19 protein-coding genes are annotated in these 21,678 nt (G+C 44.6%); 9 read left to right on the forward strand and 10 right to left on the reverse strand.

The window, feature by feature from the left end:
* Position 1: 1 nt before the first annotated feature.
* Complete coding sequence (gene choV / locus ACFFUV_RS16910; protein ID WP_390194960.1) at positions 2–1,189, forward strand: choline ABC transporter ATP-binding protein; 1,188 nt, start codon at positions 2–4, stop codon at positions 1,187–1,189.
* Between the two features lie 194 nt (positions 1,190–1,383).
* On the forward strand, positions 1,384–2,928 hold the full coding sequence (locus tag ACFFUV_RS16915) for a methyl-accepting chemotaxis protein (protein ID WP_390194963.1): 1,545 nt from the start codon (positions 1,384–1,386) through the stop codon (positions 2,926–2,928).
* Positions 2,929–3,036: 108 nt separating this feature from the next.
* Here the strand turns inward: ACFFUV_RS16915 and ACFFUV_RS16920 are convergent, their stop codons facing one another.
* Positions 3,037–4,773, reverse strand: coding sequence for a right-handed parallel beta-helix repeat-containing protein (locus ACFFUV_RS16920; protein ID WP_390194965.1), 1,737 nt, complete (start codon positions 4,771–4,773; stop codon positions 3,037–3,039).
* 434 nt (positions 4,774–5,207) lie between these two features.
* Here ACFFUV_RS16920 and ACFFUV_RS16925 point away from each other — a divergent pair, with 434 nt between their 5' ends.
* Positions 5,208–6,224 (forward strand): GGDEF domain-containing protein, encoded by a 1,017-nt coding sequence (locus tag ACFFUV_RS16925; protein WP_390194967.1) that lies wholly within the window; start codon positions 5,208–5,210, stop codon positions 6,222–6,224.
* A 15-nt stretch (positions 6,225–6,239) separates the two neighbouring features.
* Here the strand turns inward: ACFFUV_RS16925 and ACFFUV_RS16930 are convergent, their stop codons facing one another.
* Positions 6,240–7,172, reverse strand: a complete 933-nt coding sequence (locus ACFFUV_RS16930; protein ID WP_390194970.1) for a DHH family phosphoesterase — start codon at positions 7,170–7,172, stop codon at positions 6,240–6,242.
* A gap of 226 nt (positions 7,173–7,398) precedes the next feature.
* Between ACFFUV_RS16930 and ACFFUV_RS16935 the strand changes: the two genes are divergently transcribed.
* From ACFFUV_RS16935 to ACFFUV_RS16945, 3 genes are all read left to right on the forward strand, one after another.
* Complete coding sequence (locus tag ACFFUV_RS16935; RefSeq protein WP_390194973.1) at positions 7,399–7,695, forward strand: putative hemolysin; 297 nt, start codon at positions 7,399–7,401, stop codon at positions 7,693–7,695.
* Between the two features lie 272 nt (positions 7,696–7,967).
* Positions 7,968–8,660: a hypothetical protein gene (locus tag ACFFUV_RS16940; protein ID WP_390194976.1), complete on the forward strand. Its 693-nt coding sequence runs from the start codon at positions 7,968–7,970 to the stop codon at positions 8,658–8,660.
* A gap of 349 nt (positions 8,661–9,009) precedes the next feature.
* Positions 9,010–10,470: an aminotransferase-like domain-containing protein gene (locus ACFFUV_RS16945; RefSeq protein ID WP_390194979.1), complete on the forward strand. Its 1,461-nt coding sequence runs from the start codon at positions 9,010–9,012 to the stop codon at positions 10,468–10,470.
* A 48-nt stretch (positions 10,471–10,518) separates the two neighbouring features.
* Here ACFFUV_RS16945 and ACFFUV_RS16950 read toward each other — a convergent pair whose 3' ends face one another.
* Positions 10,519–11,373: a YdcF family protein gene (locus ACFFUV_RS16950; RefSeq protein ID WP_390194981.1), complete on the reverse strand. Its 855-nt coding sequence runs from the start codon at positions 11,371–11,373 to the stop codon at positions 10,519–10,521.
* Positions 11,374–11,562: 189 nt separating this feature from the next.
* Here ACFFUV_RS16950 and ACFFUV_RS16955 point away from each other — a divergent pair, with 189 nt between their 5' ends.
* Positions 11,563–12,933: an L-serine ammonia-lyase gene (locus ACFFUV_RS16955; RefSeq protein ID WP_390194983.1), complete on the forward strand. Its 1,371-nt coding sequence runs from the start codon at positions 11,563–11,565 to the stop codon at positions 12,931–12,933.
* A gap of 28 nt (positions 12,934–12,961) precedes the next feature.
* Here the strand turns inward: ACFFUV_RS16955 and ACFFUV_RS16960 are convergent, their stop codons facing one another.
* The 5 genes from ACFFUV_RS16960 to yjjG all read right to left on the reverse strand — a co-directional run bounded on the left by ACFFUV_RS16960 (position 12,962) and on the right by yjjG (position 16,900).
* Positions 12,962–13,666, reverse strand: a complete 705-nt coding sequence (locus tag ACFFUV_RS16960) for a UTRA domain-containing protein (RefSeq protein ID WP_390194985.1) — start codon at positions 13,664–13,666, stop codon at positions 12,962–12,964.
* Positions 13,667–13,820: 154 nt separating this feature from the next.
* Entirely contained in the window at positions 13,821–14,360 is a 540-nt protein-coding gene (locus tag ACFFUV_RS16965; protein ID WP_390194987.1) for an NUDIX domain-containing protein, read from the reverse strand.
* A 106-nt stretch (positions 14,361–14,466) separates the two neighbouring features.
* Complete coding sequence (locus ACFFUV_RS16970) at positions 14,467–15,066, reverse strand: DUF1294 domain-containing protein (RefSeq protein WP_390194989.1); 600 nt, start codon at positions 15,064–15,066, stop codon at positions 14,467–14,469.
* A gap of 156 nt (positions 15,067–15,222) precedes the next feature.
* Entirely contained in the window at positions 15,223–16,071 is an 849-nt protein-coding gene (locus ACFFUV_RS16975; RefSeq protein WP_390194991.1) for a zinc metalloprotease, read from the reverse strand.
* 154 nt (positions 16,072–16,225) lie between these two features.
* Positions 16,226–16,900: a pyrimidine 5'-nucleotidase gene (gene yjjG / locus ACFFUV_RS16980; RefSeq protein ID WP_390194993.1), complete on the reverse strand. Its 675-nt coding sequence runs from the start codon at positions 16,898–16,900 to the stop codon at positions 16,226–16,228.
* Positions 16,901–17,007: 107 nt separating this feature from the next.
* Between yjjG and ACFFUV_RS16985 the strand changes: the two genes are divergently transcribed.
* Both ACFFUV_RS16985 and elbB read left to right on the forward strand, forming a co-directional pair.
* Positions 17,008–17,919 carry a LysR family transcriptional regulator gene (locus ACFFUV_RS16985; protein ID WP_390194995.1) on the forward strand — a complete coding sequence of 304 codons (912 nt, stop codon included), beginning with the start codon at positions 17,008–17,010 and terminating at the stop codon, positions 17,917–17,919.
* 67 nt (positions 17,920–17,986) lie between these two features.
* A complete protein-coding gene (elbB, locus tag ACFFUV_RS16990) occupies positions 17,987–18,634 on the forward strand; it encodes an isoprenoid biosynthesis glyoxalase ElbB (protein ID WP_390194997.1) in 648 nt (215 codons plus the stop codon).
* A gap of 266 nt (positions 18,635–18,900) precedes the next feature.
* On the opposite strand, the gene secF is transcribed toward elbB, so the two are convergent.
* Both secF and secD read right to left on the reverse strand, forming a co-directional pair.
* Complete coding sequence (secF, locus tag ACFFUV_RS16995) at positions 18,901–19,800, reverse strand: protein translocase subunit SecF (protein ID WP_390194999.1); 900 nt, start codon at positions 19,798–19,800, stop codon at positions 18,901–18,903.
* A 2-nt stretch (positions 19,801–19,802) separates the two neighbouring features.
* A complete protein-coding gene (gene secD, locus ACFFUV_RS17000; protein ID WP_390195001.1) occupies positions 19,803–21,647 on the reverse strand; it encodes a protein translocase subunit SecD in 1,845 nt (614 codons plus the stop codon).
* Between the last annotated feature and the right edge of the window lie 31 nt (positions 21,648–21,678).

Consider the following 21,678-nt stretch of genomic DNA (forward strand, 5'->3'; position numbering starts at 1 on the left):
GATGAATGCCATTACAATAGAAAATCTTGATGTCGTATTTGGTCAATCGCCACAAAAGGCACTCGCTCTGCTCGATCAAGGCTTAACTCGCCAAGAAATCATCGATCAAACCAGCCAAGTGGTTGGTGTGAACAACGTAAGCCTATCGATCAAAGAAGGTGAGATCTGTGTATTGATGGGGCTATCGGGCTCGGGTAAATCAAGCCTACTTCGCGCCGTTAATGGTTTGAACACCATCTCTCGTGGCTCACTAAAAATCAAAGACGCCGACGAAAACATCGATCTCGCGTCCTGTGACGAAAATACCTTGCGCCGTTTGCGGACTCACCGTGTTTCTATGGTGTTTCAAAAATTTGCGTTAATGCCATGGCTAAGTGTTGTAGATAACGTGGCTTTCGGACTCGATATGCAAGGAGTCAGTAAGTCAGAACGCCGGGAACGCGCTCGTAAACAGCTTGAAATGGTGGGGCTTGCCGAATGGGAAGACAAATTCCCTCATGAACTGTCCGGCGGTATGCAGCAACGCGTTGGTTTAGCGCGCGCCTTTGCCATGGATACCGACATCCTTCTCATGGATGAACCCTTTTCCGCGCTTGATCCATTGATTCGAGCGCAGCTTCAAGATGAATTGCTTGAACTGCAAAGTAAGCTCAATAAGACCATTTTATTTGTCAGCCATGACTTGGATGAGGCGCTCAAACTGGGTAACAACATCGCGATTATGGAATCGGGTAAATTGATTCAACACGGTAAACCCGAAGAGATTGTGTTGACGCCAGAAACCAAGTATGTAAAAGACTTTGTTGCTCATACTAACCCTCTCAATGTGTTAAAGGGTCGCTCACTGATGCAGCCAATTGATCAACTCAAAGCAGAGCAGCAGAAACTGTGTATCTGTGAACATGATGAAATTTGGGTGACAACAGCCAACGACAACTTGGAAGTCTTCAGTGAAAAGCCGCTTGAGGTTGTGCATTGGAGTACCGCCAACCTTGACCTCGAAAACATCGGCTCAAGCATGCTGATTATTGCTAGCCCAGACATCGATATGCGTGAAGCGATTGAACTTAAACACCGTTCCCAGCACCCTGTTTTGCTTATGGAGCATAATCAGGTCGTCGGTGTTCTAAACGACAGTGAGTTTTATAATGCACTGCTTGGTAACTATCAAACCGTCAATGCCGCGTAACGTTTATCAGTAGATTAAGCCAGCAATATGCTGGCTTTTTTTACGTCGATTTTCTTTCTCTAAGCTTCGGTTAACATAAAGAAGGTATTTTTCTATCATACTTTAGTTAAAGTCTTACTGACGGACCTGTTTTCTCATCTTAAATGGCTATAGTTAATCAATAACATATTATTAACATAACGTTAGGATGGAATATGGCGGCTTGGTTAACAAAATACGGATTGGCTTTGGTGATCACTGCGACTGCAGCGACTTTTGCCACAATGCAATTTGGACAAAATACCGCGATTTTATTGGTGGTAACAAACTTGCTGATATGGTCGCTGCAATTTATTAAACGCCCCACACCACCATTGCCTTTAGAGTCCAGTCACAATCAGACCGTCACACAACAGCTCTCGCCAGAGATAACCAAAAATGCAGTCAGCGCTGCAGAAGTCTCTTTTGCCATAGACCAACTGCAATCTCAGGTCAGCAAGCAAGTGGCATCGATTCAAGATGTCACCAACACCTCGCAAGCGATCACTCACACCCTAGAAACCACCTCAAATTCAGCAGAGCAAGCACTAAGCGCCGCCCAGTACATGCAAGGCTCAAGTCTTGAGGGCCTGACAGAGCTTGAATCAGCGGTAAATGGCATGCAGCAAATTACCACTCAAACTTCGGCCTCCGTTGAACAAATCACCATACTTGATGACCAAGTGGCCAAAATAAAAAATGTTGCTCAGGTTATAGAAGACATTGCATCACAGACCAACCTTCTCGCATTAAACGCCGCCATAGAGGCGGCGCGGGCTGGCGAATCAGGAAGAGGGTTTGCCGTGGTCGCCGATGAAGTCCGCGGTTTAGCCGAGCGGACTTCACAAAGCACTGATGAGGTCGCACAAATTGTTCAGCTCATCTTTAACGAGACTCGAGAAGTGACGTCAACCATTCAAGCGTTATCGACTGAAGTAGAACAAGGTTCCGCCAAGGTTACCAGTGTCGGCGAACGCCTGCAGTCAATCGCCACCCAAGCAAAGGATGTGGAGCAGCAAGTTTCAGAAATTACTCATGGTGTGGAATCCAATGAACAAGGCCTACGTCAGATTGCCACGGCAATAGGCAGCGTTGAACACGAACTTTCTGCCAGCGATACGGAGCTGATGAAACTGCAAAAAGAAGCGGAAAACCTAATGGAAATGGCCGAGCATACCAATGCTCTTCTGGTCGAACACGACGAACAAAGTGTTCATTGGCCGTTTTATCAGCTGGCCAGTCAATTAGCACAGCAGATTGGCACTCAATTTGAGCAAGACATCCAATCAGGCCAAATTACCGAATCTGAGTTGTTTAGTCGCCAATATCAACGTTTAGGGGAGGCCACCCCACCGAAGTATCAGTCACAGTTTGATCGATACTGTGATTCTGTATTACCTCAGCTGCAAGAGCCTGTCTTAGCTGAGCGAGCAGAAATAATCTATGCCATTGCCACTGATGACAAAGGCTATGTACCAACCCATAACAATCAATTTTGCCAAACACTCACCGGCGATACACAACACGATATGATTCACAACCGAACAAAACGAATCTTTTCTGACCGTGTGGGTCAGCGTTGTGGTCAACACACTCAATCCATGCTGTTACAAACTTATAAGCGTGATACAGGCGAAGTGATGCATGACCTTTCTGTGCCAATTTACATTAACCAGCGTCACTGGGGCGGTTTAAGAATGGGCTATAAACCACCCATGTGATCAATAACACTTGCTCGCACATTCTGTCGATACCACTTAGAACAAGGTGATCATCAACAAAAAAGCCAGTCATGATAAGTGACTGGCTTTTCTGTTATTTGGTGGCGATTACTCTCGTTCAAACGCACCTAAATCAGGGGCGTTACCCAGAAAATTAAGCCCTTGAGAACTCCCCGCATCAATCTGCGCAGCACTGGGCGTTAAACGCAATAATGGAATAAAGGGTAACTGCCCGTCGGGAAGACGTTCAGCCGTCGCAAAATCAGTATCTAAACTGATAAAATCTGCACCCGATACCGAAGGGCCACTATCCCAGGAATTGAAACTGGCATTTGCGTTCGCGATATCAACGTTACCTGATAAGGAAATATTGTTTCTGAAATAGTTTTGCTGCCCGGTTTGTAAATCTCCGCCAAAACCATAATTAATCCCGTTGCGATAAGCGGTGTTATTAATGACCGTCATCCCACCCTGATTGTTATTTTGATCAAACCCTTTTGCCACATTATCAAACGCTACTGAACCGGTGATTTGATTGTTTTGCACGGCGTGGTTGCCTCCCAACTTAAACCCATTGCCGTTACCACTGAACTGCGAATCGTTCCAATAATTGATGCCATTGCGAAACGCCCAACTGTCACTGATTTCAACTGGCTGTGGACTGTCGTAAGTATCAAAGCCATCGTCAGAGTTCTCCCATGCACGACACCCAATAAACCGATTTCCAGGCCCTTGGGTTTGCTTGGGACCAAACCCATCCGCCATGCTACCGTTTTTCTTCACGTCATAATTTCGATAGGCATCCGAATTGATGACAGTGGTATAAGCGCCCCCTTTGTTGACTTCAAACCCGGTATTACGATTGTGGTGAAACGCGCTATTTTCAAACGTATTGTGCTCTCCGGTCACATATACCCCTTGATATCCCGCTCTTGTCACTTCGATTCCTTTAAAATACCAATAGTTTCCCGTCAAATAGATGCCATAAGAATCTTGAACCCAAGCATCCTCAGGAAACGAAAAGTCAAAGACAGCACGACCGCAATTTGCCGCCACAACATAGATTGGTGCACCTTGTTGACCTGAGCGACTGATGTTCAATGTATTTTTGTCTCCAGGCTGATAGGGAATGGTATAGGTACCCGATTGAAGAAGAACCATCTGACCAGCTTGTACCCGGTTAATTGCAGTGATTAAATCCAGCGGCGTATTAAAACTGCTTCCATCGTTACTGGCACTGCCATTTGGAGTTACATAATAAATGCGGCTAGCACTCAACCCGCTCGTCGCGCCATTATCACAACCGGATACGAAGCTGTTGGCCCATTGCGGATGAGGCGCAATGGCACCACAATTGGCGACTTTCACCCCGCCCCCTGCGATATTTAGGTAATCAATATTTGCCAAACCAGATGGTGATACTGCTCGAAGCCGAACCGTATGCGTACCTGGTGTCAGATATAATGAAATCGTCTTTTGCGCCCAAATATCCCACCCACCTGTCGCATTTTGCATTAAAGTCTGTGCGTGTTGGTCAATGGCCAAATTGGCTTCACGCGCATTACTGCTGCCGTTCGCGTACTTAAACGTGAATTGGTAGGTTCCACTGGATTGCACTTCAACTCGCCATACAACTTGAGTATGACTTTGGTTGACAACATTCACATAACCGTCACCGCTAAAACCGGCGTTACTGGTCTCCTGAATATCGCCATCGGCACTACAAAAGCCTGGCTGGTTTTCTTGAATGGTTAGATTGGATACAAAATCATCTGCCCAAGTCGACACACTGCAAATCGACAGAAAAACGCCAATACTACTCAAGACGAAACGTTTTATCTTCATTTTAGCCTCATTCATTGTTAGTAAAATACACTCATTTTCTACAATCCTCAGCGCTGACTTGGCATCTGCGTATCACGCCTTCCATGCCGACAATTGCATTCCAAAACTGCGTTTTAAAATGTAATCAATTTTGTGATGGCTTGATGATGAATTTTGTCAGGCTATGAATTTGAGCGCTTTTATCCGCTTGAATATCGACAAGTTTATCGATTGCCAAAGCCCGATAAATGCAGGCAGAGTACTCACTCAAAGCGTTACAACTTATGGGTGAGTGACGAAGCACCACCCAATGAGCGGTCAAAAACCACACAAAAAATCGTCATTAATTTACCAAACGCCGTTCTCATTCAAGGTTTTCAATAAAATCAGAAGCAAATACTTGCACAATCCGCTAAGCTTTAGAGTAATTAATTGGTGCAACTTAGTGCTTATCCATGACTCACGATGAATTTAAAAAGGCCGCAGAAAACCTAAAGAAAGCCATACCTTTAATGTTGAAAAATAAGGTGGCCACCACTCCAGAAAATTATGCACTTTGGTACACCTACGTAGAACATGCTATTCCAGAACTGAATGACAATATTGACCGCATCATTGAAGATTTTGGTCTTTGCCCTCCAGCGAAAACCCGTTGGCTCTACCAAACTTACGTCGCAGATCGAGAACTCACTGATATCGCTCACTTTCGTGAAAACGTTGAGATTTTAGCGAATGAAGTTTCCAGTGCGATGAGTGACACCATTAGCGATACATCGACCTTTTCACAGATGATCGATAACAGCTTAGCCTCACTGGAAAATGTCAACTCGCAGAATATTTCGATTGAAGAAGTGATGAAAGTTATCCGTCAACTCGTTGATGGTTCTAATGATATTCGGTTATCAACACAGCAGCTAGGTGAACAACTCACTATCGCCAGCACAGAAATCACTCGCCTCAAGGAACAACTTGCCGCGGTTCAAAAAGATGTCTTGTTTGACAGCTTGTCGGGTTTATACAACCGTCGTTCATTTGATGAAGATATTTCCGTGTTATGTAACGCCAAACAACCAATGTGTCTCGTGCTGCTGGATATTGATCATTTCAAATCGTATAACGATGACTATGGGCATCTGTTTGGTGACACCATTCTTAAAGGTATTGCAAAGCGTCTGCAATCGAGTTGCCGAGAAGGTATATCCGCCTATCGATTTGGCGGTGAAGAGTTTGCCTTTATTGTTCCCAATAAATCACTACGTATTGCTCGTCAATTTGCAGAAACCAATCGACGAGCCATGGCGAAATTATCGATTCGAGATAAGCGAACGGATACCGCAGTGGGCAACATCACCGCTTCATTTGGTGTTGCTGAGTGGGAAATGGGGGATACACCTGAACAATTGATAAATCGAGCGGACAGGCTCCTGTATGAAGCTAAGCAGCTTGGCCGCAACCGAGTGATGCCGCTTTAGGCTCTCAACCCGCCACTAACCTACAGCGTTAATGGCGGTAATCAACTCTTTTTCCACTTTAGACGCACCTTCTAACGGCACTTGGCATGTGCCAGCCGCTTTATGTCCACCGCCACCGTAGCGCAACATCAACTCGCCAATATTCGTCCGAGAGCTGCGGTCAAAAATAGATTTGCCAACCGCAAAAACAATATTTTGTCGCTGAAATCCCCAAAGTTTATGGATGGAGATATTACATTGTGGGAACAATGCGTAAATCATAAAGCGATTGCCCGCATAGATGGTCTCTTCTTGTGTAAGATCGAGGAAAACCAAGTTTTGATAAACCGTTGAACAACGAAGCAATTGCTCTTTAAATTGGTTCTCGTGTTCTCGGTATAACTGGATTCTCTCTTTCACATCCGGATGCGCTAAAATGTCTTCAATCGTGTGATCTTTACAATAATCAATGAGGTCCATCATTAAGTTATAATTGGAGATTCGAAACTGACGAAAACGCCCTAACCCCGTTCGTGCATCCATCAAGAAGTTCAGTAAATTCCAGCCGGTTGAATCGAGAATCTCATCTCGAGTAAATTGCGCTGAATCGCCCTTGTCCACCGCTTCCATCATTTCACACCATGCTTGAGGAAACGCCTCTAAACCACCGTAATAATTCCAAACAACACGCGCAGCTGATGGCGCGTTGGGATCAATAATGTGATTGTCCTGTTTATCTTCGTTGCGAATGGTCTCGGACAAATGGTGATCAAACACAAGATGAGCGTTAGCGACGTAGGGTAAGTTGGTCACGATATCATTATCAGTAATAGCGATTTTCCCATCTTGCATATCTTTAGGATGCACAAATGTTATCTCTTCGATAAGGTTGAGCTGTTTAAGCAATACCGCACAGACTAAACCATCAAAGTCACTGCGAGTTACGAGGCGATACTTGTTTTGAATCATGAACTTAACCTACCTTTATTCGATTACTGACTGATTCAAAAAACACAATTTAATCTTCCGCCGTCACAAAATCGAGACGCCTATGTGTAATCAGTCAAAGCATTTTGGAACGAAGCTCTGACTTAATTTTAGACAGCGAATCTCTTTTAACAAACCTAAGACAATATTTTTCTGTCGCTCCCCTATACTCTTGTTACTAAAAGCAAAGTTAAGTTGGAGATAGGAAATGAATAAAGCGCTTATGCTAATGGGCATCGCTGCGTTAACCGCGCTCACTGGCTGTACCACCCAAGAACCTGACAAATATAATGTGGAAGAATGGGCGACAACAACAAATCCTGCCTCTATTTATTGTGTTCAACGCGGCGCTCAGCTAGAAACAGTTACCGAAAACAATGCTCGCGTAACCTATTGCGTCTTCTCTGATGACACGCAAGATAAAGATCGACGCGTTGAGCAGTGGGAATACTATCGAAAGCACCATGAAGATCCAAATCAGCAAACGAAAGTAAAAGCGAATTAGCTCATCAATAAAGCAATATTGAGTAGGGAGTCGTAAACTCCTTACTCCTCCCACCTTACTCACCGTAAAATCAACAGTGTGATCGTGCGCACACTAAATTCATGGCCGCAAGTCCCAAAATCTCAATTTAAAGTTTAAATGAACAATGTTTTATTCCTGACATTCCCCTGACATTTCATCAGAAAGTAGGAATAAAATGCGAGCGTAATCACATAAAGTAGGAAAAAAGCGACATAGATCGCTCGCTCAACCTAACACTTGAGGTGTTCATCATGAAAACAAACAGTCCGGTAGTAGAAGAGAATAATTCTGTCTCGGCGTCGAAAAATTCAACGCCTTCCGTAGTAACAGCCGATACAAAAAAAACCATTTATAGACAACTTCTTAATGCTCTTATGATTGTCGCTATCGGCATCCTTGTTAACTTGAGTATTCGTGTCGACTACACCCTATTCGGAGTCAGCTTAGGTGAGCAATCCCTGACCGAAACCCTGCAACTCGTCATGCTTGCGGGCAGCGCTGTGTGCTTCTTTAGCCTAGGGCGTCGTATGTCTCAAGTTAAACATGCGTCTTACTTAATTGCCGCGTTTTTTGTGGTACTCATGATTCGGGAAATGGACGTTTGGTTCGATATGATCGCTCACGGCTCTTGGGTCTACCCAGCTCTATTGGTGACTTTTGCTGCCCTTTATAATGCTTATAAAGGTGGAAAACAGAGCATTAATGAGATGGGGCAAATCCTGAAATCACGCCATATGAATATGTTGATCGGAGGCGTAATGCTATTGCTAGTGTTTTCTCGGTTATATGGCATGGGTTCATTTTGGCAAAGCGTCATGAGCGATAGCTACATTCGTGATGTTAAAAATATCTCCGAAGAAACAATGGAGCTATTGTGCTACTGCTTAATTGCTTTGGGTGCGGCGAAAACTCGCTTTGAAATGCTTACTGAGCAACCTAAGTAAGTAATCGCTCCAAACTCAAGTCACTAAAAAGCTGGTGTTTTTAACGCCAGCTTTTTTGATCGATTAAACATACCGCACTGCAATAGGGAAATATATTGCACCAAAACGTGCATAAATCACAAAAAGAAACCTATTGATACTTTCTCGGTTCACAATCTCTTATCGTTTTTTTGAGGTATTTAATCGAATATGGCTTGATAGCCATTGAGCTGAACACACTTTCACTCCCCCAACATTCAAGCGTCCCCATCACTCAATCTTAAGTCTCACGTTTGGCATAGGAAATGCTTACTCTATGAATCAGTTTATTAACTAATTCACCAAGTTCATAACACAAGGATGGGTTTGAATGAGAAACGAGCAGTTAATTGACCTTTCATCAAGTAGCGAGCAACAGGTCAAACAACATGTTTTGAATAACATCAGACAAGGGGTTTATGCGGATAAAGCTCTGCCATCATATCGTCAAATGGCGAGTATGATGCGAGTGAGTCGCCAAACGGTCATGAGTGTTTATCAGTCACTTGTCGACGAAGGCGTGATTTATTGCCAGCAAAAAAAGGGGTATTTCGCTAAACAAAGCGGTGACTCAACTCCCTTACCAAGCCAATACGCGACCCAAAGAGCGCCATCCCCTGCAGTTCAACAGCAATTTTGGCAGCAGAGGTTCAATACTCAGCACCGTGAGCACGAAAAAGCTTACAAGCCTCTCAATTGGCGTAACTACCCTTATCCTTTTATCGGTCATCGCCCAGCGCCTTCAATGTTTCCTTTTACCCAATGGCGTGAGTGTGAACGCTTGGCACAGAAAAGTGGTATTGCTCGTGACTGGAACTCTGAATCCATCGATACTGATGACACACAACTCATCAAACAGCTACAAACGCAAGTCTTAGCAAAGCGTGGAATTCATGCCAGCAACGACGAAATACTGCTGACCATTGGCAATCAAAATTCACTGTACCTATTGGCCAATTTACTGCTCTCCCCCAATACCACAATTGGAATGGAGGAACCTGGGTATATCAGTGCTCGAACAATATTTGCCCAGCACTTTGCTAAGCTCGAACCGCTTGCACTTGATACACAAGGCATCGCACTGAGTCCCACACTGAGTCAATGCGACTACATTTACACCATGCCAGACAATCAAATTCCCACCAATATCACCATGACAGCAAAGCGTAAAGAGGCCTTGTTGGAAGCGGCTGAGCAGAGGGATTTCGTATTAATTGAAGATGATCATCAAAGTGAACTTAACCACCTTGGTCACTCAGCAAACCTCAAAAGCTTGGATAAGCATGGACGTGTCATTTACTTGGGCAGTTTGTCGAAAACCTTAGCACCCGCAATGCAGATGGGGTACATCGTGGCAAGCAAACATGTGATCTGTGAACTCAAAAAGATCCGCCGAATGATGTATCGCCATCCATCAGCGACCAGCCAACGTACCTGCGCACTCTTTCTCTCAATGGGTTATTACGACAATTATCTGAAAAAGCTACGAAATAGTGATAAACAAAAATGGAGCGAGATGCGCCGTGCGATTGAACAATACCTTCCTTACACCGTCGATTACGAAACGATTGGTGGCCGATCATTTTGGCTGCGCTTACCTGATCATCTCGACTGCAGTACGTTAACAAGCCAAGCTGAGAAGTTAGGCATCCTAGTCGAACCAGGCGATGCGTATTTTTCGTCACAGAATCCTCAGAGCAGTCGCTATATTCGACTTTCTTATTCCGCTATCGATTTAGAGGATATTGCTTCTGGTATTCAAAAACTGGCGAAACTCATTCAGTCTTTGTAGCGTCAGGTAGGGTGAAGAGAAGATTATTGTTTGCTCTGCTGCTTGTGGCTAGCTCTTTTGGTCAGGGTCACAAGCAAGACGTAACTTTTCTAACGGTCTCTGAAAACGCTGGAGAGCGAAAGCCAGTGCATCAACAGCAATGGGAATATCAATAGCCTCCAGTGACTGATGCACGCGATTCACGTCCTTACTAGCAAACTTAAGCTCAGGATTCTCGGCAATCAACATCAGCATCGCTTGGACGGTCTGTTTTGCTTCTTCAAGCATAAACTGGCCTAAGTGAGCATTTTGGTTATCTATATTCCCGTGCAGTACGCCCTCTAGATAAACTCGAAATGGCGTGAGCTGTTCCACACACAAAAATAATGTCGCTTGGTTAGAGTGATACCCATAAACGACAGACAGATGATCTTGGCGTCGTAGCGACACTTGCGCTTGAATCGAATGCGCGGCCAACTCCATTTGTAAAAACCTAACTAGACCTTGCTCGGGTAAGTAACGCTGAATCGACAAAATTCGCTCTAGATGATAATCGTTCGATAATAAAGTGATGTGAAGCGGCAGCGCGTCCGGCTTTACGTCTGGATGCTGTGTTAGGACTTTGGCAGCAAAATAAAAGTTTTCAACGCTGCTGGTTGAATTATCTTCCAGGCACCACCGATTCAGAGGCCAGTACATATCTCGCACGACAAGCTGCTCATTAAATAAATCAGCCATAGCCTGAGCTTCACTGATGTGTTGCTCATGAGTCAGCCCCCCACAAAACATAATTAGAGTATGCTCTGGATTGAACTGATTTAGGTGCTGCAATAGCCATTCGACGCGAGCCTTGCCTTGTTGGGTAAGTCTGTTATTTATCAGACGCTTACCAAGAACCATTATAATATTGTTTATTTTAGCCAAATCGCTTCTCACTATTTGTTCACACCAATTAATGGAATAACTGTACAACACTATTCTAAATGTATACTGTACGCCAGCAGAAGATGCTGACGTGTAACAGTTCAAAACAACACGTTAACATTAAACTATAGTTAATTATAAAGAACAGCACGAAAAGTGCCGATGACTCGGCAGTGTGAGGAAGTTGTTATGTTGTCAATCTTTGACATTTTTAAAATTGGAGTCGGCCCGTCAAGCTCTCATACTAATGGACCGATGATTGCCGGTTTTCAATTTACTCAGAGACTGAATTGCATTTTACATCAAGTAGACAGAATTCAGGTTGATCTCTATGGCTCGTTATCCCTAACAGGTCGTGGTCACCATACTGATCGCGCGGTCATACTCGGTTTACTTGGAAATCGTCCAGATACAATCAAAATGGGCAGTGCTAAAGCCGCGCTAGCCTCCACACTTGAACAAGAATGTTTAAATTTAGCTGGTGAGCGAGACATTCGCTTTCAATATCAGCATGACATTCGTTTTCATAATGATAACTTGCCGTTACATGAAAATGGCATGACGATCTCTGCTTTTGATAGTCACGGTCATCAAATCGAGTTTGAAACCTATTATTCAATCGGTGGCGGTTTCATTGCGACCGCTGATGAACTTGAAAATGGCATTAACGAAGAGTCGGTATCGGTTCCGTATCCTTTTAAATCTGCAGACCAAATGTTAGCGCTAGCGGAACAAAACGGCTTAAGTCTTGGCGGCATGATTTTGCAAAATGAACAATCATTTCGTGAGTTACAAGACATCGACGAGCGCGCCGAACAAATCTGGAAAGTGATGTCGCTCTGCATGCAGCGTGGTTTTGATACCGAAGGTATTTTAGAAGGTGGGCTGCAAGTGACTCGCCGTGCACCGAATCTACTCAAAAAGCTTGAAGCAAATGCAGCGGTCGAAAATGATCCCATGGAAGTTATGGATTGGATCAACCTATTTGCGTTTGCGGTCAGTGAGGAGAACGCAGCGGGCGGTCAAGTCGTTACCTCACCCACCAACGGCGCTGCGGGCGTAATCCCTGCCGTGTTGATGTATTACCATAAGTTTATCCGCCCACTCGATACTAAGCAGTTAAAAGACTTCCTGTGCGTATCGGGCGCTATTGGTATTTTGTATAAAACCAACGCATCAATCTCAGGTGCTGAAGTGGGATGCCAAGGCGAAGTCGGCGTCTCTTCATCAATGGCGGCTGCCGGTTTAACCGCGTTAAGAGGCGGAAGTAACGAGCAAATTTGTATCGCTGCTGAAATCGCGATGGAGCACTCACTGGGCATGACTTGCGATCCCATTGGTGGGTTAGTTCAAGTACCTTGTATCGAACGTAACGCAATGGGAGCAATGAAGGCGATCAATGCTTCACGCATGGCCCTCAAACGCAATAGTAAATGTTTGATATCCCTTGATAAAGTCATAGAGACTATGTATCAAACCGGCAAAGACATGCACAAGAAGTACCGTGAAACATCCCTTGGTGGATTAGCCATGATTCACCTGGCTCCGCCTTGTGAATAACGTAAAAAGCCGCTTATCGCGGCTTTTTTTATGGCGATTGATCGGCCTGGGCTTGCAACAAAATGGCATCATGGCGCCAATATTCGATATCCACACAACACACAGTCCCATCGCTGTCACAATAAAAACGTTCAATGAGCAACGCTGCGCTGCCTTCCGTTGCTCGTAGCACTTGAGCGATGTCGCCCACTAAAGAAGACGGACGAACCCGATAACGAATTTGATGAGGTTTAAATGAAAATTGCTGCTGATAGATGTCTAGTAAGGCCCCCTGCCATTCACCGGCAGCAAGGTTCGTAAAGCGATCAAGTCGTGTGTAATGCATCGCGAAAGCCACTGGTCGCTTATCCAGAAAGTGTGTACGCTCAATACTCATGACGTCACTAAAGGGAGGTAAATGCATGAGTTCGGCAGCTTGCTGGTTGGCCAACATGGATTTAACCTCTCCAACACTAACTTGAAATGCTCTTTGCTGCTCAACCGCTAATTGCTCAATACTCACTTGTCGAGACAGATCAAAGTGCAGCGGCAGCGGCGAAATAAACCATCCTCGGCGATCCTCACGAAAGATTCTCCCTTCGGCCTCTAAGAGGGACAGCGCTTCTCTCAGCGTGACACGTGTCGTACCAAAAGACTCTGCCAGCTTACGCTCGGGCGGCAATTTTTGCCCAGAAGACAACATTCCAGCATCAATCTGCTCGATAATCGCGTTGCGGATTTTTACGTACTGCACCAGTTTGCCTTTAGAATGAAATTTATTGATAAATCATAACGTAAATTAAAACGCGAATGTATCTCCATCCTGTGTAAACGGACAACGCCGCACAGCAATTCAAACTTTCTGATGACTAATGAAATCTTTCAACACGGGTGAAATAGGTGGCGACTTATAGCAAACCTTTTAATTTTGCCATGCCATACGCCGAGATGGTCAATGTATCTTTGATCTCGCCATTTAGAATCATCGATTCAAAGCTTTCAAGCGAAAACGAGTGCGTAATCAAATCTTCCTCTTCATTATCTAACTGGTTTCCGACATGAGATAGGTCAGTTGCAAAAAACATATGACAGGTTTGGTTCAAGAACCCGTAAGCAATAAACTGTGGTCCAAGGTAAGTCATTTCACCAGCGATAAGCCCCGTTTCTTCTCTCAATTCGCCCTTCGCCAATTCCACAGGATCTGCGTCAGGGGTTGACTCCCAAGAACCCTGAGGAATTTCCCAGCAGCGCTGCTGAATGGTATATCGATATTGTTCTACAAGATGAATCATGCCATTAGAAACCGCAATGATCGCCACACAATCCGGTTTATCGACCACACCGTAAATACCACGGGCACCACTTGCTCGCTCAATGGCATCCTCACGAACCGTCATCCACTTATTTTGATAAACGACTTTACTTTCCAAGCACTTAATATCTGACATTCTAGTTTATCCACTGTTGTAAAACCTGTATTCACCATAACAATAAACGCGATAAACCACACCCAGGTGTGTTCCCAGAAAATAAAATGTCCCACTAACAAGAAAGTTAAGCTGTCAGCGCCAATAACTCACCTAGCAGCAAATACATCTGCTCATGACCTTGCTCCGTTAACGTCCAGCAATAAGTTGAAAAATTGATGATGGTCATTAACCAAAAAATGAATTTGAAGGTGTCATCATGATAACGGTGATAAAGAAACGACTGTGCCAGCAATGCTCCTGGCCATCCTCCGATCAAAGCCAAAAGATACAGAGTGAACGTCGGAACTCGCCAACTCCCGGCTTGTTCTGCACTCTTATCAAAAGCGTAGACGGCGTAAGTAATCGAGCTGACCAGAAAATAAAAAACACAGGCAATGACCGAATAGTCAAACAAGTAAACACTCGAGCAGAGAACGGTGGTAAACCAAACCGCCAAAGCGACTGAAAAGTTAAAGGTCGCTGGCCTTTGAACATGGGTAGCGCGAACCGTACCATAAACATCCTTGGTCAATTCGAAGCGAACGTACTCATCGACCTTAGGTAGATGTTCTCGGTTTGACACATCTGATAGCTGGAAAAAAATGCGTTTCGATTGACCACTTAACGTAATAAATCCGTACCCTTTCTCAGCATTCCACTCACTGATTGTTCCGATCATATCCATGATTGAACCTCAAAGCTGTCCGATAGCCTTACGTTGAAATTGAAATATAGGTATTCTTACCCCTGCCCATTTGGACTGAGCATTTTTTGAACAAATACTAGACAATAGACCGGCATTAAATTGTTAACCAGATCACATTTATTGGTGAAGGTACATCTAAAGTGGGGCTATCTGAGCAGGGACCCAATGCCCTAGTGTGAATTCTCGTTGTAATCGTTGACTAAACTCCGTTAACACTCGCGAATTATTGGCGCGATGTGCATCACCACAATTTTGACCTTGATAGCGAATATTTGGCTGAGAGTATATCGGTAGGATGTTCTGGTGATAACTCATCACCGTTCCTGCGTCACCACACAACGCAGCCCTTGCATAAGGCTTTAACTGTTTTTGGTCCCATAACGGCACGATTTGCTCAAAGCCATAAAGCGCTTGCTCTTCAATCGTCAGCTCATCATGATCCGCACCGGCTAGATGGCCTAGTTCATGCTCAAGTGTATAATCTGGCGCGTTATAAGCGAGAGCAATGAAACGCCCGTCAGGGGTCATTTCTGACGTTCCTAACCATTGGCTATCAAAAATCGTATTATCAGGACCAAGTAAGACTGCATAAAACTCGTTGATGGTTTGACGTATTTTACCGATTGTTTGGGTTCCAACAGCACGCTCTAGCGCAAAGTGTACTGAACCAAAATCAAACAAATACTCGTCACTGAAGTCAACGTAGGTGATGGTTTTCACTTCACGATGAAGGGGAATACAAGAGTTGGTTAATATGGTGTTCGACATGTCGATACGCCGCTGAATACTTTCACGAACTTGGGATTGACTCATTACATCCAACACATCGTCCGTCACAAAAAAGTGAATCGGTGTATTTATGTTGGACGAGTTAGGATGACAAGTCACCAATTCAAGACCTGACGAAACTTGCTTCCAATGCAACAATCCCCAGGTCATGCCGATAACCAGCGCTACAACGCCCCAAAGCAAATAGCGTTTCATGAGCATACACAATATAAAAAGACCGAAACCGTTTTAACATATTGAACTTAAATATAAAACCAACCAATAGCTAGGCCGCTTTATAATACTTTCATAAATGTTAATTCTATCAAATTATCACGATGTCGTTATCCTTGAAGGGGATTTACACGCCTTAGGCCAATAAAATCTGCTTTAGCTGGTGCAATGAATCAACGGTATATTGCGGCGCGATCCCTTCAATTTGAGGATGCCCTGCCATGTTTAACCAACAAGTCTCTAGGCCAAAGTTTAATCCGCCAACAATATCAGAATGTGGATTGTCACCGACCATTAATACTCGATGCTTTTCCGGCTCCCCCATTTGTTGGTAAGTATGGGCAAAGATCATTGGATCCGGCTTTGCCACACCAACCTGTTCAGAAATCGTCACTAATTCAAAATATTCCGCCATCCCCGTACGCTCAAGTCTTACTCTCTGTAACTCGGTAAAGCCATTAGTAATTATTCCTAGCCGAACTTTACCCGCTAAAGCTTCAATTAAGTCTTTTGCTCCGGGAAGCGGCGCACAAATATCAGCCATCGCTTGTAAAAAAGCGCGATTTAGCTCCTGAGTCGTTGTGCCCAATTTGTCGGCCCACGATTGAAAGCGGATGTGTTTTAGCTGTTCTGCGCTAATCTCACCATTTTGATAATCTACCCACAATGGTTTGTTAACTGATTGATAATTTAAGTAATCTTGTTCGCTAAACGTCACCCCTTTACGCTCAAACATCAGTTGCATCCCTTGAAAAGCATCGAAATGAAAAAGCGTGTCATCGGCATCAAACAGTATCCAGTCGTATTTCATTGTGTTGTCCTTCTAATTCTTGTTGAACATTGTATATTGTCTACCATAAGAAGATAATCATTAGAAATTGAAATACATTGTGTCCATTTGGTTGACAAGGTCTGAATATGCATCATTTCTCCTCGCTTCCCGTTTTTGTTCGAGTCGTCGAATGCGGTAGCTTTTCGCTCGCGGCACAGCAGCTTAAAATAACCAAATCTGCTGTCAGTAAGCGGATTAATCAGCTAGAAGATGAGCTTGGTACACGATTGTTAAATCGTACCACTCGTACTTTGAGCCTCACTCATGCGGGCAAGCGGTATTTCGATTACGCCAGCCAAGCTGTACATTTCGCGCAGCAAGGACTGGATTCGGTCACCGAATTGCAGGGCTCTCCGCAAGGAGTGCTCACCTTAACAGCGCCGATGTCATTTGGTGTGGTTTATATTGCACCGCTTATCAATGAATTTATCCAGCGCTACCCGAATGTCGACATCGATTTGCATCTCGAAGACAAAGTAGTTGATTTGGTACAAGGTGGCTATGACCTCGCTATTCGTATAGGTGAATTGGAAAGTTCCAATTTGATCGCTAAGCGCATCTCTCCATGCAAGAGTGTACTTTGCGCGTCTCCAGAATATCTGCAGCGCTATGGTGAACCTCAAAAGCCAAGCGATTTAGTTGCTCATAACTGTCTGCGTTATACCTATTTTCGAGGCGGCCAAGAATGGACTTTTTCCGATGGAACTCATCAGCACAAAGTCACGCCAAAAGGAAATTTTGCAGTCAATAACAGTGAGGCAATACGCCGAGCGCTACTCGATGGCTTAGGCATTGCACAAATGCCCACCTTCATTGTCGCGAAAGATATCAGCGCCGGTAAACTGGTATCAGTCATGAACCAATACCAGCTCCCGTTACATGCGATTTATGCCGTTTTTCCAGAACGTAAACACATGCCATTGAAAGTCAGAACATTTATTGATTTCATAGAAGACAAGCTTGGCACAGACACACCAAAATGGGACCAAACAAACTAGGTTGTCTCACCTTCCCCATTCAATTGTCACTATGCTTAGTGGCATCGCGATATAAAAGGAGCATAGGATGAAAAAAGTAGCGGTTATACTCAGCGGCTGTGGCGTTTTTGACGGTACCGAAATTCATGAGGCCGTTTTAACGCTCCATGCAATAGAGAAAAATGGTGGCACTTGGCACTGTTTTGCACCGGATATTGAGCAGTCCCAAGTATTGGACCACACCTCAGGTGAAACATTAGATCAAACTCGCAATGTTCTGATTGAATCAGCACGAATAACACGTGGCCAAGTTGCCGACGTAGCAAGTTTAAATGTGGAAGAGTTTGATGCGTTACTCGTCCCTGGCGGCTTTGGCGCAGCCAAGAATCTTACGGATTTCGCCTTCAACGGCGCCCAATGCAGCATCAATGCGCATGTTGCCTCGGCTTGTCGGGCCTTTGCTGAGCAAAGGAAGCCAGCAGGATATATGTGTATCGCGCCAGTACTAATGCCCATGGTTTACCCTCAAGGCGTAAAAGGCACCATAGGTCAAGACCCAGACACCGCCGCCGCTTTTAATGCTTTAGGTGGAGAGCATGTAAATTGCCCGGTTGACGATATTGTCTTTGACCAAGCGAATCAAGTCGTAACCACGCCAGCATACATGTTAGCGCAGTCGATTAGTGAAGCTGCCAGCGGGATTGAAAAACTGGTCGAAAAGGTTCTTTCTCTATAACTTAATACGACTTCAGCTCAAACCCTGTAAATAGGCGGTTAAAGTATCTTCGCGTGTCACCTTGTCTTAGCGTTTTATTGAACGCTGAAAGCCAATTTCGATATAGCAAAGAATCTGACCGAGTTACTTCCCTTACTCGCCTGGCAGATTAGGGAATCAAAATTTACAATGTAAATGCCCGTAAAAATGGGCTAACCAGCTAATTTCCAGTTTTTAAAATCAAGGGAAATTTCCATAAAAAAAGCTCCTTACGGAGCTTTTTTTATTTAAGGCGCAGCGTCAATTTCTACGGGCTGATAATGCCTAGAACGGAGTTTAAACCACTCAGGTAATACAGTGCCGATAGAAATCGATGACCAGGTTCCAGTCAACACACCAATAAACATTGCCGTTGAAAAGCCTTGCAGAGCATGGCCGCCCATTAACCACAACGCCGCAATCGTGATAAGCGTGGTACCTGAAGTCACCATGGTACGAGAAAAGGTCCCTAGAATCGCTTGGTCATTAATGTCGGCGGTTGACGAGTCTTTTTTCGCCACCAGCAACTCTCTAATACGGTCAGAGACAATAATCGAGTCGTTCAGTGAGTAACCAAGTATGGCTAACAACGCAGCAAATACCGTCAAATTGAACTCCATCTGACTCATTGCAAAAAAACCAAGTACTAAGACCACATCGTGAAGCAACGCCATTAATGAACCACTTGCCAAACGCCACTCAAATCGAAAACACAAATAGCCAAGGATACACAACACCGAAACGAGCAGTGCCATTCCACCTTCATCCACAAGTTCCTGCCCAACTTGAGCCCCTACTAAGCTATCACTTACCACAGTAACTTGGTGTGAAATCGAAGATAACCACTGTTCAAAGTTGACCTCATCATTTCGCGGATCGCCAGCATAACGAATGACCCAACGACCTTGCTCGTCGGAGTGAGTTGCCGTAGCTAATTCCCCGAGATGCGGTTTGAGCGCGTTTAATAACTCATTGCGAGTAATTTGCTGCTCGACCTGAACCTCAGTGACTCTTCCCCCAGTAAAATCGAGCCCCATATTAAGGCCTCGAGTCATGAGCATCACCAGAGAAAACACCATCAGAACCAGCGAAATAGCGCTGGTGATATAACGAATTTGACGGATATAACGTTTGCAAAAGTTAATCATGATTACACCCTTACTTGATGGCGGGAATCACGTCCCCAAATGAGATTTATGATGGCTCTTGAAGCAAATACACCACTAAACATGCTGGTTAGTAGCCCGAGTCCGAGAGTCAGAGCAAAACCTTGAATCGGTCCATTGCCAACAGAAAATAAAATGACCGCCGTAATCATGGTCGTAATATTGGCATCAAGAATGGTACTAAAGGCACTTTGAAAGCCAGCATCAATAGCTTGAGCAAAGCTTCGTCCTTCATGCATTTTGTCTTTTATCCGCTCAAAAATTAAAACATTGGTGTCTACCGCCATACCGACGGTTAGCACCAAACCAGCAATCCCCGGTAGCGTCAGCACAGCGCCAGGTAATAAGCCAATTAACCCTAACAAACAAACCATATTAATAATTAACGCCGCATTGGCGACCCAACCCAGGCGACGATACCAAAGCGCCATAAACGTCAGTGTTAATCCTAGACCTAACGCTAAGGCAGCAAATCCATTGTGAATATTTTCAGCGCCTAATGACGCGCCAATAGTGCGCTCTTCCACGATGGTGACTGGCGCGGTTAGCGAGCCTGCGCGTAAAAGTAGCGCTAATTGCTGAGCTTCATCAATAGAACCTGCACCGGTAATACGAAATTGACTTGCAAGCTGAGACTGAATCGTCGCGACACTAAGCACACGCTCACTACGCTGAGTTTCGCCTTTGGCATCACGAGTATATTCACGATAGACCGTCGCCATCGCTTGACCAATGTGCTTAGCTGAGAACTCACTCATCCGTTTACCGCCAACATGATCAAGTGAGATATTCACCTCGGAAAAGCCCATTTTATCGACACCAGCGCGCGCATTGACGATATGTTCACCAGAGATCACCGGATGCTTATCAATCACGACATCTTTGCCATCGTTATCTTTTAGTACCATGGAATCTGTCGTTCGAGCTTTGGCTGGCTCTTTGACGGCATAAAATGCCAAGCTCGCGGTTGCTCCGATGACATTTTTGGCTTCTGATGGATCTTGCACGCCAGGTAACTCTATACGAATACCATGCTCACCTTGACGTTGAACCAGCGCTTCAGTAATACCAAGTTCTTCGATCCGCCCGCGTATGATCTTCAAGTTTTGCGCTATGGTTTGCGTTTGAAAATCATTTTTGGCTTTATCAATCGGAGAAATCACCCATTGAGCATGCGTTTGTTGAATCTGCCAATCTGGATACTGATTATGAATCAATGATGTCAATTGAGTGAGCGTCTGTGTATCTTGGCTTGAAACCATTAATTGGTTTTTATCTAGCGATTGAATGGTTAGCGGCGGCCAATGCTCTTCACGGGCACGGGTTCGAAGCTCATCAGCGAGTGCATCACGCTGCTCAGCGAACGCTTTATCTACGTCCACATTCAGCAAAAATTGTACGCCACCGCGTAAATCTAAACCCAGTTTGATCGGATTAAAGCCAAGTTGGTTAAGCCACGAAGGAGCCACCGAGACATAAGAAAACGAGATAGAGTTGCTCTCTCCCAGAAGTTCGTTCAGCACCTTCCGCGCTTGAGTTTGCGTATCTTCATCGCGAAAAACTAAGGTAAATTGCTCGCCGCTTTGGGTAATCTTATCCGCGTCGATGTGGTGCCGCTTTAAATAACGGTCGATCGTAGCAACGCTGCTTAGCTCGTTTGGCCGATGCGCCGATGCAGAAATTTGAATAGAAGGCTGCTCTCCAAACCAAGTGGGTAGAGCACTTAAGGTTAAAACAATTACGGTGACAATTAACACCGCGTATTTCCATGAAGCGTAGTGATTCATAAGCCTTCGAGGTGAACGCTTGGATCTTGAGGATTTTTTCATAAACACAACCTCTCAGCTCAAATTAAGCCGA

This window comes from Vibrio olivae (assembly GCF_042428525.1).
Lineage (GTDB): Bacteria > Pseudomonadota > Gammaproteobacteria > Enterobacterales > Vibrionaceae > Vibrio > Vibrio olivae.

Coding starts and splice junctions, on each gene's coding strand:
- ACFFUV_RS16945 (WP_390194979.1), top strand. CDS start 9,010: ATGAGAAACGAGCAGTTAATTGACCTTTCATCAAGTAGCGAGCAACAG.
- ACFFUV_RS16925 (WP_390194967.1), top strand. CDS start 5,208: ATGACTCACGATGAATTTAAAAAGGCCGCAGAAAACCTAAAGAAAGCC.
- yjjG (WP_390194993.1), bottom strand. CDS start 16,900: ATGAAATACGACTGGATACTGTTTGATGCCGATGACACGCTTTTTCAT.
- ACFFUV_RS16930 (WP_390194970.1), bottom strand. CDS start 7,172: ATGATTCAAAACAAGTATCGCCTCGTAACTCGCAGTGACTTTGATGGT.
- ACFFUV_RS16970 (WP_390194989.1), bottom strand. CDS start 15,066: ATGGATATGATCGGAACAATCAGTGAGTGGAATGCTGAGAAAGGGTAC.
- ACFFUV_RS16955 (WP_390194983.1), top strand. CDS start 11,563: ATGTTGTCAATCTTTGACATTTTTAAAATTGGAGTCGGCCCGTCAAGC.
- ACFFUV_RS16985 (WP_390194995.1), top strand. CDS start 17,008: ATGCATCATTTCTCCTCGCTTCCCGTTTTTGTTCGAGTCGTCGAATGC.
- ACFFUV_RS16915 (WP_390194963.1), top strand. CDS start 1,384: ATGGCGGCTTGGTTAACAAAATACGGATTGGCTTTGGTGATCACTGCG.
- ACFFUV_RS16975 (WP_390194991.1), bottom strand. CDS start 16,071: ATGAAACGCTATTTGCTTTGGGGCGTTGTAGCGCTGGTTATCGGCATG.
- secD (WP_390195001.1), bottom strand. CDS start 21,647: ATGAAAAAATCCTCAAGATCCAAGCGTTCACCTCGAAGGCTTATGAAT.
- ACFFUV_RS16935 (WP_390194973.1), top strand. CDS start 7,399: ATGAATAAAGCGCTTATGCTAATGGGCATCGCTGCGTTAACCGCGCTC.
- choV (WP_390194960.1), top strand. CDS start 2: ATGAATGCCATTACAATAGAAAATCTTGATGTCGTATTTGGTCAATCG.
- ACFFUV_RS16965 (WP_390194987.1), bottom strand. CDS start 14,360: ATGTCAGATATTAAGTGCTTGGAAAGTAAAGTCGTTTATCAAAATAAG.
- elbB (WP_390194997.1), top strand. CDS start 17,987: ATGAAAAAAGTAGCGGTTATACTCAGCGGCTGTGGCGTTTTTGACGGT.
- secF (WP_390194999.1), bottom strand. CDS start 19,800: ATGATTAACTTTTGCAAACGTTATATCCGTCAAATTCGTTATATCACC.
- ACFFUV_RS16920 (WP_390194965.1), bottom strand. CDS start 4,773: ATGAAGATAAAACGTTTCGTCTTGAGTAGTATTGGCGTTTTTCTGTCG.
- ACFFUV_RS16940 (WP_390194976.1), top strand. CDS start 7,968: ATGAAAACAAACAGTCCGGTAGTAGAAGAGAATAATTCTGTCTCGGCG.